This is a genomic window from Marinicellulosiphila megalodicopiae, assembly GCF_045862395.1.
Classification (GTDB): Bacteria; Pseudomonadota; Gammaproteobacteria; order Pseudomonadales; family Natronospirillaceae; genus Marinicellulosiphila; species Marinicellulosiphila megalodicopiae.
The window spans coordinates 175,984-191,558 of sequence record NZ_AP023087.1 but is presented as its reverse complement, the minus strand read 5'-3'; the positions used below and the strand labels follow the sequence as shown (position 1 = coordinate 191,558).

13 protein-coding genes are annotated in these 15,575 nt (G+C 37.1%); 8 read left to right on the top strand and 5 right to left on the bottom strand.

Annotation, left to right across the window (positions count from 1 at the left end; all coding sequences use genetic code 11):
• Window positions 1-11 precede the first annotated feature (11 nt).
• The 5 genes from TYM08_RS00750 to rlmF all read left to right on the top strand — a co-directional run bounded on the left by TYM08_RS00750 (window position 12) and on the right by rlmF (window position 4,837).
• Complete coding sequence (locus TYM08_RS00750) at window positions 12-287, top strand: chaperone NapD (RefSeq protein WP_422381063.1); 276 nt, start codon at window positions 12-14, stop codon at window positions 285-287.
• Complete coding sequence (gene napA / locus TYM08_RS00745) at window positions 278-2,770, top strand: nitrate reductase catalytic subunit NapA (protein ID WP_422381062.1); 2,493 nt, start codon at window positions 278-280, stop codon at window positions 2,768-2,770. Before TYM08_RS00750 ends, napA begins: the two co-directional genes overlap by 10 nt.
• A gap of 10 nt (window positions 2,771-2,780) precedes the next feature.
• Window positions 2,781-3,254 carry a nitrate reductase cytochrome c-type subunit gene (locus TYM08_RS00740; protein WP_422381061.1) on the top strand — a complete coding sequence of 158 codons (474 nt, stop codon included), beginning with the start codon at window positions 2,781-2,783 and terminating at the stop codon, window positions 3,252-3,254.
• Window positions 3,254-3,844 carry a NapC/NirT family cytochrome c gene (locus tag TYM08_RS00735; protein ID WP_422381060.1) on the top strand — a complete coding sequence of 197 codons (591 nt, stop codon included), beginning with the start codon at window positions 3,254-3,256 and terminating at the stop codon, window positions 3,842-3,844. The genes TYM08_RS00740 and TYM08_RS00735 overlap by 1 nt, the downstream gene beginning before the upstream one ends.
• 108 nt (window positions 3,845-3,952) lie before the next feature.
• Window positions 3,953-4,837, top strand: coding sequence for a 23S rRNA (adenine(1618)-N(6))-methyltransferase RlmF (gene rlmF / locus TYM08_RS00730; RefSeq protein WP_422381059.1), 885 nt, complete (start codon window positions 3,953-3,955; stop codon window positions 4,835-4,837).
• 82 nt (window positions 4,838-4,919) lie between these two features.
• Here rlmF and TYM08_RS00725 read toward each other — a convergent pair whose 3' ends face one another.
• Window positions 4,920-5,249 carry a 50S ribosome-binding protein YggL gene (locus TYM08_RS00725; protein WP_422381058.1) on the bottom strand — a complete coding sequence of 110 codons (330 nt, stop codon included), beginning with the start codon at window positions 5,247-5,249 and terminating at the stop codon, window positions 4,920-4,922.
• A 193-nt stretch (window positions 5,250-5,442) separates the two neighbouring features.
• Between TYM08_RS00725 and TYM08_RS00720 the strand changes: the two genes are divergently transcribed.
• On the top strand, window positions 5,443-6,093 hold the full coding sequence (locus TYM08_RS00720) for a class I SAM-dependent methyltransferase (RefSeq protein WP_422381057.1): 651 nt from the start codon (window positions 5,443-5,445) through the stop codon (window positions 6,091-6,093).
• Between the two features lie 112 nt (window positions 6,094-6,205).
• Entirely contained in the window at window positions 6,206-7,126 is a 921-nt protein-coding gene (locus TYM08_RS00715) for a glutaminase (RefSeq protein WP_422381056.1), read from the top strand.
• A gap of 142 nt (window positions 7,127-7,268) precedes the next feature.
• On the opposite strand, the gene TYM08_RS00710 is transcribed toward TYM08_RS00715, so the two are convergent.
• Both TYM08_RS00710 and TYM08_RS00705 read right to left on the bottom strand, forming a co-directional pair.
• Window positions 7,269-8,387, bottom strand: coding sequence for an AraC family transcriptional regulator (locus TYM08_RS00710; RefSeq protein ID WP_422381055.1), 1,119 nt, complete (start codon window positions 8,385-8,387; stop codon window positions 7,269-7,271).
• 61 nt (window positions 8,388-8,448) lie between these two features.
• A complete protein-coding gene (locus TYM08_RS00705) occupies window positions 8,449-9,255 on the bottom strand; it encodes a hypothetical protein (protein WP_422381054.1) in 807 nt (268 codons plus the stop codon).
• 231 nt (window positions 9,256-9,486) lie between these two features.
• On the opposite strand from TYM08_RS00705, the gene TYM08_RS00700 reads away from it, so the two are divergent.
• Window positions 9,487-10,662, top strand: coding sequence for an alpha/beta hydrolase family esterase (locus TYM08_RS00700; protein WP_422381053.1), 1,176 nt, complete (start codon window positions 9,487-9,489; stop codon window positions 10,660-10,662).
• Window positions 10,663-11,092: 430 nt separating this feature from the next.
• On the opposite strand, the gene TYM08_RS00695 is transcribed toward TYM08_RS00700, so the two are convergent.
• Together TYM08_RS00695 and TYM08_RS00690 are read right to left on the bottom strand one after the other, a co-directional pair.
• Window positions 11,093-13,765 carry a PKD domain-containing protein gene (locus TYM08_RS00695; protein WP_422381052.1) on the bottom strand — a complete coding sequence of 891 codons (2,673 nt, stop codon included), beginning with the start codon at window positions 13,763-13,765 and terminating at the stop codon, window positions 11,093-11,095.
• 555 nt (window positions 13,766-14,320) lie between these two features.
• Entirely contained in the window at window positions 14,321-15,484 is a 1,164-nt protein-coding gene (locus TYM08_RS00690; protein ID WP_422381051.1) for a hypothetical protein, read from the bottom strand.
• Between the last annotated feature and the right edge of the window lie 91 nt (window positions 15,485-15,575).

Genomic DNA, 15,575 nt, shown 5'->3' with positions numbered 1-15,575 from the left:
AGGGACGCAATATGATTCATCATATATCCGGTGTGATTTTAAAAGCGCACCCTTCGAAATTAAACGAAGTAAAAATAGCAGTAAATGCACACGACAATACCGAGATCGTACAAGAAGATGACTATCAATTAATTGTTATCTTAGAAGGCTCACACGCAAACGATATCGTGAACACCCTAGAGAGCATCCAGCAAAAAAGCGAAGTATTAGATTGCACTCCGATCTATCACCATTTTGAAGAAGAATCTGAATTAAACTCACCATTAGAGAATACTCCATGTCATTAACTCGTCGAGATTTTATTAAGGCACAAGCTGCTGCCACTACAACAGTTGCCGCAGGTTTAGCGGTTCCTGTTCAAGCGTCTAACATCATTGCAACCAGCAGTGACAATAAATTAACTTGGTCTAAAGCACCTTGTCGTTTTTGTGGTACGGGTTGTGCGATCCAAGTGGCTACAAAAGATGGACAGGTAGTTGCGACTCATGGTGATCCTAAAGGTGAAGTAAACCGTGGATTAAGCTGTATTAAAGGTTACTACCTTGCAAAAATCATGTACGGAAAAGATCGTCTAACACAACCATTGTTAAGAAAAACAAATGGCGTTTACGATAAAAACGGCGAGTTCACAGAAGTATCGTGGGACGAAGCGTTTGACACTATGGCGTCAAAACTGAAAAAAACAATCAAAGAAAAAGGCCCTGAGGCCGTTGGTATGTTTGGTTCAGGTCAGTGGACAGTGTGGGAAGGTTACGCGGCCAGTAAATTTATGAAAGCCGGTCTTCGTACAAACAACATCGATCCAAATGCAAGACACTGCATGGCATCTGCTGTTGGTGGTTTTATGCGTACGTTTGGTATTGATGAGCCTATGGGTTGTTATGATGATTTTGAAGCGGCCGATGCGTTTGTATTATGGGGCTCAAACATGGCAGAAATGCACCCTATTTTATGGACACGCATAACTGACAGACGTTTAAGCCACCCACATGTTAACGTGTCTGTGTTATCAACCTACGAGCATCGCTCAACAGATTTAGCAGACAGTACATTAATATTTAAACCGCAAACCGATTTAATTATTGCTAACTACATTGCTAACTACATCATCGAAAACGACGCAATCAACTGGGATTTTGTTAACAAACACGTCAACTTCCGTGAAGGCGAAACCGATATTGGGTATGGGTTACGTGACACGCACCCATTACAAAAAGCAGCCAAAAACCCTAACTCGGGTAAAAGTTTTGCAATCGAATTTGAACGCTTCAAAGAATTCGTAAAACCTTACAACTTAGAATATGCAGCTAAAGAATCCGGTGTAAGTGAATCTCGTTTATTATCATTAGCTAAAATCTACGCGGATCCAAAAATAAAAGTCATGTCGTTATGGACAATGGGTGTCAACCAACATACTCGTGGTGTGTGGATGAACAACTTACTTTATAACTTACATTTATTGACGGGTAAAATTTCTGAGCCTGGCAACAGCCCATTCTCATTAACTGGACAGCCATCAGCATGTGGTACGGCTCGTGAAGTAGGCACATTCTCACATCGCTTACCTGCTGATTTAGTCGTGGCAAATCCTGAGCATCGTAAAATTGCAGAAAAAATCTGGAAGCTTCCAGAAGGCACTATTCCTGCAAAAAATGGCGCACATGCTGTTCAGCATAACCGTATGTTAAAAGATGGCGACATCAATTTCTATTGGTCAATGGTCAACAACAACTTACAAGCAGCGCCTAACTTAATGGAAGAAGGTTTACCGGGTTACCGTAATCCTGATAATTTTATTGTAGTAAGTGATGCTTACCCAACGGTTACTTGTGAAGCGGCAGATTTGGTTTTACCAGCAGCGATGTGGGTAGAAAAAGAAGGCGCATTTGGTAACGCAGAACGTCGCACACAATTTTGGTATCAGTTAGTGAATGCGCCGGGCAATGCAAAAAGTGATTTATGGCAAATTGTTGAATTCTCTAAACGCCTTGCATTAAAAGATGTTTGGGACAGTGAGTTCTTAGCCGCTAACCCAGAGCTAAAAGACAAAACCGTTTACGATATTTTGTACGCAAACGGCAAAGTAGATAAATATCCATTAGAGCAAATCAATCCTAAATACGAAAACTTTGAAGCAAAAGCATTTGGTAACTACATTCAAAAAGGGTTATTTGAAGAGTACGCAGAATTTGGCCGTGGACACGGTCACGATTTAGCATTCTTTGAACAATACCATTTAGAGCGCGGTTTAAGATGGCCTGTTGTTGATGGTAAAGAGACACGTTGGAGATTCAAAGAAGGAAGCGATCCTTATGTTAAAAAAGGCGCAGACTTCCAGTTCTATGGTAAGCCAGATAACAAAGCGGTTATTTTTGCATTGCCGTACGAGCCGCCAGCTGAATCACCAGATGAAGAGTTCGACTTATGGTTATCAACTGGTCGAGTACTAGAGCATTGGCATTCAGGTTCAATGACACGCAGAGTACCTGAGTTACATAAAGCCGTTCCAAACGCAGTCTGTTTCATGCATCCACAAGATGCGCAAAGCCGTGGTTTACGTCGTGGTGATGAAATCGAAGTGATCAGTCGTCGTGGTAAAATCAAAACACGCGTTGAAACTCGTGGCCGTAATAAACCACCAGTAGGTTTAGTGTTTGTACCTTGGTTTGATGCATCGCAATTGATTAACAAATGCACATTAGATGCAACCGACCCTTTGTCGAAGCAGACTGATTATAAAAAGTGTGCAATTAAAATTGTAAAAGTTTGAGGAATAAAAAATGATTAATATAAAAAAGGCAATATTGCTATCGGCCGTTTTTTTGTTTTCAAGCTGGTTGATTGCATCAGACATTGAAATCGCAAGTTTACGTGGAGACACACCATTAGCTGAAAATGGCGAGCCGCCAAGATTAGCAAATACGGTAAATGATGACGAGCGTCAAACTCGCGCTTATCCACAATTACCACCATTAGTTGCTCATAAAATCGAAAACTACCAAATCGATTTACGTGCAAACAAATGTTTAAGCTGTCATGCACGCCAACGTACAAGTGAAACGGGTGCGCCAATGCCTGGCGTGTCTCATTATCAAAATCGTGATGGCGAATATCTAGCAGATATTTCACCTGCTCGTTATTTTTGTACACAATGCCATGTACCACAAACCGATGCAGACGTAATTGTTGAAAGTAATTTCATTCCAATGGATCAACTTTTGTATAAACATAAAGACAGTAAAGGTGGCCATTAATGAAGAATTTTTTAATTCGTTACTGGAACATTTTTAAAAAGCCACCTGTGCATTTATCGTTTGGCGGCATTTTATTAGGTGGGTTTCTTGCAGGTATTATTTTTTGGGGTGGCTTTAACACTGCAATGGAATTAACCAATACCGAAGAGTTTTGTACTGGGTGTCACGAAATGCGCAACAACGTATATGCCGAATTACAAACAACGATTCACTACAACAATCGCTCAGGTGTTAGAGCGATTTGTAGTGACTGTCACGTACCTCATAACTGGACTAAAAAGATTGCGCGTAAAATGCAAGCATCTAAAGAAGTTTGGGGTAAGTTGTTTGGCACCATCAACACTCGTGAAAAATTCGAAGCAAAACGCCTAGAGTTAGCCGAGCATGAATGGAAACGTTTTAAAGAAAATGACTCTCTAGAATGTCGTAATTGTCATCAATTTGAGTCCATGGATTTCACCAGACAAAGCGCGCGTGCTGCTAAACAACACAGCACGACTTTGGCCTCTGGCGAAAAAACATGCATTGACTGTCATAAAGGTATTGCTCATCAACTACCTGATATGTCAGGTGTAGAAGGCTTTCACTAGAAAGTATTCACACTTAATAAGGGTCGACTCGAAAGAGATCGGCCCTTTTTTATACATAGACGTAAATTAAAAGTATAATGAGCAATCACATTAATTAAATTGCTTATTATGAGTCAGTCAAAATCCACAAAACAATTTCACCCTCGTAATTTGCATAATGACCCATACGATTTTAAACGTTTGATTTCAACATATCCTGACTTATCAAAATTTATAAGTATCAACCAATATCAAAATGAGTCCATAAACTTTGCAGATTCTAATGCCGTTAAAGTATTAAACGCAGCACTATTAAATCATTATTATCAAATTAAAAACTGGGACATTCCTCAAGGCGCTTTATGCCCGCCTATTCCTGGCAGAGCCGATTACATTCATTATGTCGCTGACTTATTAAACGAAAAACAACCCAACGATAATATTAAATTATTAGATATTGGCACAGGAGCAAATGGCATTTATCCATTACTTGCCAGCCAAATATACAATTGGCGGTGCACAGGTTCAGACATCAGTCAACCATCAATAGATAATGTTGAACGCATCATTGGGCACAATCCAAATTTGAAAAATAAAGTTGAATGTCGTATTCAATCAGATAAACACAAAATTTTTGCAGGTATCATAAAACAAGATGAGAAGTTTGATGTGAGTGTCTGCAACCCGCCTTTTCATGAATCAGAACAAGACGCAATTAAATCCAGTACACAAAAGAATAAAAATCTAAATATAGAAATTGAGTCATTAAACTTTGGTGGTCAAGCAAACGAATTATGGTGTAACGGTGGCGAGAAATTATTTCTTAAAAAAATGATTAAAGAAAGCGCAGAGTTTTCAACACAAATAAAATGGTTTACAAGTTTAGTATCCAAAAAGGAAAACCTAAAACCAACAATAAAATTGATTAATAAACTAGGGGCTAAACAAGTGAAAGAAATTGAAATGATTCAGGGAAATAAAAAAACCAGGATATTGGCTTGGACTTTTGTTTAGATTTAAATATTGATTTTATTGTAACTGTTCATCACAGTAAAACCTCAAGAGTGGGATCTTAAGGTTTATCTTTTATAAAAAACTATAACACTTCATGAGCATCAACCAACTCACTAATTTCAATCTTTGTAAAAATTTTACGAGAATTAAACCACGATTTAACAGCCTGAAGGTCTTTATCGGTTACCGATACATAACGACCTTTAGCAAATACAAATCCGTCAAATGATTCCTGGTTTGCACTGCCACCCATTTCTAAATCGCTGTCATCTAAAAAATCTAAAAATTCATCGATGGTTGCGTCAAATATATTTTCATCCTCTAACGAAAGCGCACAAGAGAATTCAAATCCAAATACTGCAAACTCATCTAAAAATAATTTTTTTCTTAATCTTCTACTTCTAATTGACATAATTAGACCCTACTTCGTTTAAAAATTCATTATACGTTAAAGTAATATGGAATGTATTTATAATTTTAGAACTCCAAGAATTGATTGATAAATTAAAATCATTGCTTTCATATTGAAGTTCTGTACTCTATCAATTCTTCGTTTTGTCATTTTCGCACCTACGTGACCGAGCGCCTCATTTTAAGGCAGCTATATGACAGATTTAAGACTCAGTTACCAAACTATCGAATTTGGTAAAACAGACATCCATATTTGCACGTTACGAGACAAACAAGAATTTCAAGACCCCACAGGCATTGCACAGCGATTAGGTATTTCATCAGCAACCTGGCCGTTGTTTGGAGTGGTATGGCCATCAAGCCTAGTACTTGCCCATTATATTTGTGATTATGATACAAACTCCAAACGCATCTTAGAAGTGGGCTGTGGAATGGCACTATCTAGTTTACTATTAAACAATCAACACGCAGACATCACGGCAACCGACTACCATCCAGAAGTTCAGAAATTTTTACAAAGAAATACGACATTAAATGAAGATAATGACATCTGCTTTGAGCGAACTGATTGGATAAATCAAACAGATACATTGGGTAAGTTTGATTTAATTATAGGCAGCGATTTGTTGTATGAAGACGAACACATTAACTTGTTATCTGAATTTATTGTAAGACACGCAATGCCTACTTGCGAAGTAATCATCGTTGATCCTGGTCGTGGACGAAAAAGTAAACTCAGCACACAAATGATAAAATTTGGATTTAGCTCAAATCATGCAAAGCCTGAACATACAGATTATTTAAAAGATAAATTCAAAGGACATATACTTACGTTCAAACGATAATTTATTTTTTCTTAGACCGACTAATTAAAATAAAATTAATATTACTTTTCAGTGACATCCCATAAGCATACTGTTAACTTTATTTATTTTTACTTTATAAATTTGAATGTATATGCAAGAAATTTTAGATGAAATTGTAGCCACAATTGGCCAAAGTGACGATCGTGGACAAGTAGCAAATTATATTCCCCAATTAGCATGTATTGATCCTAATCAATTTGCTATTAGTGTCGCTATGGCTGATGGGCGAGTGTTTCATGCAGGTTTAAGTGACACGTTATTTTCCATTCAAAGTATTTCAAAAATGTTTACCTTAACCATTGCCCTTGGAAAATTAGGCGATGCGGTTTGGAATAAAGTCGGGCGCGAGCCTTCTGGCGATCCATTTAATTCCATTGTTCAGCTTGAGCATGAAAATGGAAAACCAAGAAACCCATTTATTAATGCAGGCGCCATTGCCATAGCTGATGCAATAATGATGGGGCATCAACCAAAAGAAACCCTTGCTGAAATTTTAAACTTTGTGCGTTTTTTGGCCGAAGATGACAGCATTAGTATCGATGAAACCGTCGCGCAGTCAGAATTAAAAACTGGCGATCGTAACGCATCGCTTGCTCACTTTATGGCTTCATTTGGTCATATTAATCACCCTGTTGATCATGTATTAGGCACTTATTTCCACCATTGTTCAATTGCGATGAATTGCCAGCAACTAGCCAAAGCGGGTTTATTTTTAGTAGCCGACGGCATGGATCCAGTGAGTAAAAAACGTGTCGTTTCTTCTCAACGAGCACGACGAATCAATTCATTAATGTTAATGTGCGGTCATTATGACGGTTCGGGTGAGTTTGCATTTCGTGTGGGCCTCCCAGGAAAAAGTGGTGTCGGTGGAGGCATTTTAGCCATAGCTCCAGGCAAAGCATCCATAGCAGTTTGGTCCCCAGGATTAGACGAAGTTGGAAATAGCAAACTGGGCACTCAAGCTTTAGAAAAGTTAGTGCAGCAAACAGGCTGGAGTATTTTTGGACATTAACACTTTGAAATTTTTCTAATCAAAGTGTTCACTAACGCATTGTCTAAATAGGATTTTAAACAGTTACTCCAAGCGAGATAAGTATATCAGCATTCGGCTGAGTCACTGTTTTACTCAGGATCAGCCCAAAATTATGATTAAGTTACTTATTAAATTTCCGTTTACGATATTCACTTGGTGTCATTCCTAAGTTGGTTTTGAACACTTTATAAAACGTATTTCTGTTATTAAATCCAGCTTGATACGCAATATCAGCTATGCTGTTTGCTTTAAAATCTTTTGTTAATAATTTTAAAGATTCTTGAAATCGAAGTTCATTTAAAAATTGATAAAATGTCGTTTCTTGATGTACGTTAAAATATTCTGACATCTGAGTGCGGCTTATACCTAATAACGCAGCAAGTTTTTCAAGCGAGATATCTTGATCTAAATGCGGCTGATGCTCTGTTATTAAATTATCTAATTTATGTTTAATTTCAGTTACAGCCTCACAAGACAGCTCTATATTTCTTAAAGTGACCTGCTCTGACATATCTAATTCAGTTTTAGCCTGATCTTGGTTATTTATTTCCAGCTCATTTTTTTGTAAAAAAGACGGTTGATAAAAAGACAGCAATGAAACTGCACTCACATACACAGAAATAAAACTAGCCAACACCGCCATAACGATCATATTAGGTACATGACCACTAAAAAATAAATGAATGATTGCAAAATCAAGAATATCTAAAGTAAGTAAACCAAAGCACAGGTATATTAACCAATAATACGTTGAATTTTTGTGGCCTTGAATAATTGAAAAAATATACTTTTTATTTGTCACTAATAAATATAAACAATAGGCACAATATAAAGCGGTTTGTGTAATCAGTAAGTAGACAAAAAATGCTAAGTTACTTGTAATGTGCCAGCCTGTTTGTCTGTCTATTACCACAAGTAAAGGCAGCAAGAAATTAAATATCACTATTTTATAATGAATAGGTTTTAATAAAACCGACAAAATCAATAGGTATAAAATAGGGCCATAAAACCAGGTTAAATTATATGCAATAGCTGTAAGCCAACCGATGGGTTCTTTATTAAGTATTTGTGCATATGCATTTAAAGGTGGGAATAATAAAATTCCCAAATACACTAACAGTATTTTATGGATGGCATTTAAGGGTTTAGCGTGTAGAACAATATTAATACATGTCCACAACCCAATACTAAAACTAAAAATAAAACACGCTTTAAAAATTTCACTCATTGTTTCTGACATGTAAATATTACCTTTCAATTAATCCCGTAATTCAACAGCTAGCCACACAATTAATTAGTGCTTACTTACTTTCAAAAGTAGTAAAGGTGCCAGACAATGTGATAAGTCCATTATTGAAGTTTTGATACCATGTTCCGGAATAGTCAGTGTCATAGAAATAAACCATCGTGTAGGGTGCTGAATAATTAATTTCTTTAATATTCGATACCGCATGCTCTATGACAGTATTGTTTGAAACGCGTGTGGCAGAGTAACTTCCCTCTGGTTGAAAAGCTCTTGGCCCAAACGCAGTACCATTAAATGTGCCATCTGACTGGTACATCTGTAAAAAAATAGAGCCTTTATCTGGATAATTAGATCGAGGCAAAGTATTACTGAATGTCTTTAAAATAGTTAATGCATTGGTTCGATTAATTTGTGATTTTGGTGCCAGTATGTTTTTAGATTCAACAACAAAGTGTCCTCTAATAATTGTTTGATAATCGCCATATACACGCTCCCACTTACCACTGGTTGCTGAATCAAATTTTAAACTGGTTTTAAATAATGCTTTTGAATCTTGATCAAAGGTTGTTTCAATAGCAATGATTGGGCTTTGTATCTCATATTTATATTGATTAATGCCTGATTCATTTATATTTGCACCAAGGGTTTTAAACTGATAAGTAACATTAGAGTCATAGGTTTGTATATATACCCCCTTAGATGGAAGCTTTTTTTTGTTTGCACCTTTTACGGATTCAATTTGAAAAATCAATGTTTTGCCCAATACTTCGCTAGCATAACTATTTTGCACAGCTTGATTATTAAGTGACACACATAGAAAAACTAAGAAAATTACACTTTTAATTGAGTGGGTTACTCTCATTTCTAAATACCTTTTTATTTGAATACATACTATTTATTGATAAATTTTATAGTAAAACGTATGTAATCTGTTTATTTCTAACGAAAATGACAGATTTAAAGGCATATTTTTGAAAAATATAAATAATTGAATAATTTAAAATGTCTTTTTCAATCGAGATACACAATCCACTTTTTTAATTGATTACCTTGTAAACACGCAATTTGGCGTTCATTACAAAAAGGTATTAATATGACATTTCAAATAAAACAAAGGTTATCTAAAACCGTAATAGGTAGCTCGCTTTTCATTGGATTAAGCCTAAGTGCTTTACAAGCATTCTCTAGTCCTGAAATGGTAGGTAATTATCAAGGCTCCCCCTATGCGACTTGGGACGGATTATATGAACAAAATGTTCAAGTACGTACTTTTGCACAACCTTTAGTCAACAATCCAAGCGAAGTAATTTTACGTCGCTTTTTACAATACATTCCTCAAAAAATTTATGAGCGCCAATCGCAATACCCGTTAGTTATTGTATTACATGGTGGAAACAGTTCACCTGAATTAGTTAAAGAGTTCAGCATGCAAGATCGCTGGGAACGCTTAGCTGATAAAGAACAATTTATGCTCGCTTATGGCAATGCTTACAACATTAATAATGATCCGGCTCCATTAGAAAGCGACGCGCCTTATTGGGCAAATGGTGGATATTGGCGTAGTTGTGTGGGCGACCCTGGAGCAGGACCTGATTTTTATAACGTGGATGATGTGGATTACATCAAACGTGTTATTTCTCAAATGCAAAGCGAAGCATTACCAATTGATATGGATCGAATTTATATTATCGGTTTATCAAATGGTGGTGAATTAGCCGAGCATATTGCCAGTCAAAGTGGTGATTTAATTGCAGGAGCGGGATCGGTTGTACCGGTATATGGTGCGCCAAAAAATATTCCATCGGGTCCTTGTGCAGCAAGTGAACAAGCTGCGACGTCATTGATTAGAATTTATTCACCTCAAGACCCTGTGCTTGCGCCCATTTTTAATTCCATTGGTTTAAATTATAAAGAATTAATACAACAAACTTCAGCAGCATGGGTGCATGCTTTGGGTTTAAATCCAACAACAGCCAATGTTACCTATTTAGAAAATTCAGTTTCAGAGGGTGATGGATACACAGGCAGCATTCCTTGGGCGCTTAATACCATGAACAGTTACGCAATTCGTACAGATTATGAGGCGGCAAATAACGGAGCGGATTTTGCTGAGATTCAATTAATAGGTGCAGGACATGGCTGGCCTGAAATAAAAGGAGCAACGTTTGAAGCGGCTGAAAGTTCAGGACAGTTTGGTTTTCATAATCAAGATTTCGTAGCAGAAGAAGTGATTTGGGAATTTTTAAAAAGTAAGCGAAAAATAAAATGACGATCATGTAAAACTAGAATCGATATTGATTCTTGTAAGGCCAACACTTAGGTGCTGGCCTTTTTTAAAAATGCCTAGTTTAGAAATACTTTATACAGAACCAACCAACTATCTAATTAACCAACTGCCCAACTAACCAATTTAAATTTTTAACATTGAAGAAAGTGGATTAAAACTGACTATCTTTACTCTCATTGGTAACAATAAGTAGACGGTAGTAAAAAGGAAGTAATAAAAGGACAGCAATAAAAAGTCAAGTTCACTTAGTCTTACTATCAAACAAATCTGAGTATTGGATAAAATATTTAAAGTCAAAAAAAAGGTCAGCACCAAAGTACTGACCTTAATTCATTAACTGGACAAAACAGAAATCTATAAAGTGGTTAACATTATGAATGCTGGCAGATTATCCAGATCAGAATGCGCCAAATTATTGCATAATTTCATCACTGCCAGGCCCTAAATCGATATTAATAGGATTTAAACAGGATTTAATTTCTGCTGCGTATTCATTCCACTGCCACGCCCAGCCACCTGCGTATCCGCCTTCTACTAATTTAAGACACATATCTTCAGTGTTTAAATCTTCGTATTGTGCTTTTAGTGGCTGACTGTTGTTATTTTTTAGCCCGTCATTCACATAAAACTCACCGACCACAATGGGTTTATCTACATTCCAGTAAGACGCGTCATGATGAAACGGCGACCAGTCTCCTTGTTTACCTTCGTTGTTGTAATAATGCGGCTGATAAAAATCAAGCACCGATAATGGGTCGTTGTTGTTTAACGCCATTAATGCCGCGTCGCTATATAGGTTTGTGCCCCCTGCTACGTCTGAGTTGTATTTACCCATGGATTTTGAACCCGTGGTCACAAGGGCAACTTGGCCGTTATCGATTGCAGTTTGATGAATGGTGGCTGCCATTTTTGCCGTGGCAACTTGAATATGCTCAAGCGTTAACGCATTGGCTTGGTTTGTATTTACGGTGTCTCGATCGGCAAACCAGCTTTCTGTCATGTTTTCTGGCTCGTTAAATAACTCCCATGCCACTAATGCCGGATGATCATTTAACTGAGTCACCATCGGTACTAACGCGTTATCTAAATAAGATTGCAATACGTTGTTTTGAGTGAGTAAGTTGTAGTTGTCATCAACCGGTGGATTTCTAAATGCGTTACCGTTTAACATGTCAAATGACCATAACGACGGCACGATATACACGCCTTCTTCTAAAGCAATATCTAAAGCTGTTGTCATATCAGTAATAAAGTTATTTCCTGGTCCTGATATTAAGCCGTTGTTCCAAGCTGGCGTTAACGAGCCGTCGGTATGAATCCACCAGCGTAATGTATTGCCGCCTGCTTGTTTTAAATCAGCAATGGCTTGGCGCAATTGGTTGGTGTCAACGCCGTTACCTACGTCACCTGCAAATCCAAACCACGCAATGTTAAAACCAGACAAATACAACGGTTGTCCCATATAAGTGATTCTGTTAGATGAGTTACCAGCGCCTGGTGTAATGACTTCTAATTCACAACTGCCTGGGTTTGGATCAGCAGGGCCGTCTACAAAAATACAACTCGCTTCGTTTTCCCAACCCCAACCGTCGTCATTGTCATCCGTTGAAAAATCAGCCTTACAATAGGGATTAGTGTCGTCGGCCATGTCGCAAATTGGCAAAGCGTTATTGCCTTGCGTGACGGTGATGCTTTGGCTGACTTGATCTGAATCTAAGCCTTCATTATCCGTTACAACCAAGCTAACCGTGTACGTACCTGGCGTGTTATACATTTGGGTAAAGCTGTTATTGGTGCCTTGAGTGACCCCGTTTACTATCCATTTGTAACCAGCAACGCTGCCGTCTGAATCGGTTGCGTTATTTGCATTAAAATTAACCGCTAATGGCGCCACACCGCTTGTGGTATCGGCATCAATATCTGCCGTTGGTTTAATATTCACAACAACGGCCGGTGTAATACTCACACTGATTTGATTGCTAATGATTTCATTTTTTTGATTAGTGGTTGAGACAATAACCTCAAAGTTACCTGCTTGCGTAAACTCATGAGTCAAACTATTTGATTGCTCGTTTAATGTATTGTTATTGATGCGCCAAACATACACGGGATTTGGCTCAGATATTAACGAGCCGTTCGTGCTAAACGTAATACTTGCTGGCGCAATAGCGCTGGTTGTACTGGCCTGTATGCTTATGGATTCTGGCACATTAGTTAATTCACCCACTACAATTGTGTCATTTACGCTATGGGTTTGGCCTATGTTATCCGTGACCGTTAGACTGACATTAAAAGTGCCTGGCTCAGTAAAGTTAAAGCTAGGTTTCGAATCAGAGCTGGTTTGATTATTAACTTGCCAACTGTAACTTGCAATCGTTCCATCATCAGAAGACGTGCTTGCATCAAATATAACAGTTACGGGTTGACCATCTACAATTGTAGGGCTGTCATTATTTACGATGTATCGCGCAACGGGGAAATTATCGACACCAACCTGGGTCGCCGATATGATTTGCTCGGCGCTATGAGTCTGCCCAGATGAATCCATTACAGTTAAAATGACTACATAATTATTAGCCACGTCAAATTGATAATCTATTTTTTTACCTGGTATGTCTTCATTATTAATGGACCAGCTATATTCTGAAATTAGCTTGTCATCACTTGAACCACTTGCATCAAATGTAACATTTAGCGGTACAACCCCCGATAAAACGGAGCTATTAAATTTTGCAGTAGGCGGATTGTCGACATCAGAAGTGACTCCAAAATCCACAGTAAAGTTTTGAGAATAAACATTCACTCCATCAGATACGCTTAACAAAACAATTTGCTCGCCTTCGTACTGATCCACAAATGATGTGATATCCAAATTTTGCGAGTCACCTAATAAAGTGCCGTCATTAAGCAAAACCCAGGAATAAGACAGGTTTTCACTAGAGGTTTGAGCATCAACCGCTAAGGATAAAACCATATTGTTTGTTTGATAAGGATTGGCAGTAGGTGCTGTATTAATAACTTCTTGAGGTTCGGCACAGGCAATTAGCCCTAAAAGCAAACCACTGGTAAGTATCGGACGGATCATAGTCAACTCCACAAATTAAAAGTGAGCGGAGTCTACGACGCATAATTAGCACTAACAACAGTTTACATTCTGAATATTTTATTTAAATGTAGTAATGTTAACTCAGTATTGTTTAAAATGAGTATTTTTACAAAATACTACATTGAGAAAACAAAAAGGACACATCAATCAAAGGGAATTCAAAGACAGATAAAGTAAGTAGCATGTTATAAAAACAGAGCTGATCATGAATTTTTTTATAAAATAACAAATACAAAAGGATAAATAAAGATTGGCATTTTTAGGTATTCTAATTTTGTTGTAGAGAAAATATACACTTTATTTTTATATCTAAATACGTTTTAAATTAACGATCATCGACACTGATTATTAGTACCAAAATGATCATTTATTACGTAGCTTTAATATAAAAATAAGGGGATAGTATTTTTATTATTTTATAAAAAAATCCGATGTCATAACGAGCATCGGATTTATTTTTAAATAATTATGCGATTCGATTTTTTATTTAAACAACATTAAAATAATCGATTTCTTGAACAAAGACCCAAAAGTCTAAACAGCACCATTTTGACCCAAGAATAAGAACGCAGCCCCTGCAATTACCGCAATAGTTGTTGCAATTGCAAATCCAACTTTTACCCAGCTGGTTGGACGCTCACCTTGCACTTCGCCAGTTCGAGCATTAATCATAAAGCGATATACTGTATCTTGATAACGATAAGCACTCATCCAAACTGGCAATAAAATATGTTTGAATTTGATGTTATCGTGTTGGGTTTTAACTGAGGTAATTTTTTGTTCGTCTCCACCTACTTGTTTTTTAATTGCTGCGTTAATTTTTTTGTCCATGATTTTTTTAGCTTGTTCAAAACCATCTTCTAAATTAACTTTATAGCTTTCTGCTTTATATCCACTTAAATAATCATCTTGATAAGGTACTAAATTTTCTAAATCCCATGGTTCAAGTTCTTCACAGTATTGTTTTGGTAATGAATCACTAGCGACAACCATGACATCATCAAATTCATCAAAACTAGTACCGTACACCGTTCTCCAGCGAGTTTTTTTAACTTCTTCGTTGTATGTTTCAGTTTCGCCTTCTTCGTTTTTACGTGTTTTTTGAACCGTTTCAGTATAATGATCCCCGCGCTCAGCACTGAAGTAGCTCAAAGTGTCGCAGTCATAGGTCCAATGAGGTAAATACATGCCACTTAGTTTTTCTGATAAAGCGGCAGATCGTTTTAATTTATTTGGTGCAAACCATAGGCCGCTTACCCAAGATTTATAATTTTCCATTGCAGTATTTTTATCCACTTTAAATGGAAGTAATGACTCTGGTTTTAATAATTTAACTGAACTGGCACTGGAGATAATTTCAGTATCGCAAAACGGACAATTTTGCGAAGTGACATTAGGTTCTGAAGTAGATTGAGCACCACAACAATCACACTTGATGACCAAACGCTCTTCTTGGATTTGTTCTTCTTGGTTGTTTTGTAAAAACTCATGGAAATCAAATTCTTGAATATCTGCTTCGCCTTTAGGGATGGCATTTTCAAATTGGCAATATTGGCATTGCAAACTTTCAGTTCCAGCACGGTAAGATAATGAAGCTGCACATTGTTTACATTTGAATGTGCTATTTATTGGAGCGTTTTGAGAATCATCGGCTGTTGCAGATTGATTTTGTGTTTCTAATGAAGGAGCTAAAGACATATTGTCATCCCATATAATAAGTCATTTAAAAAAGGACACTTTAATAATGGATATTAAAGTGCAATTAAGTTTTATCTATTTAATGTGGTTA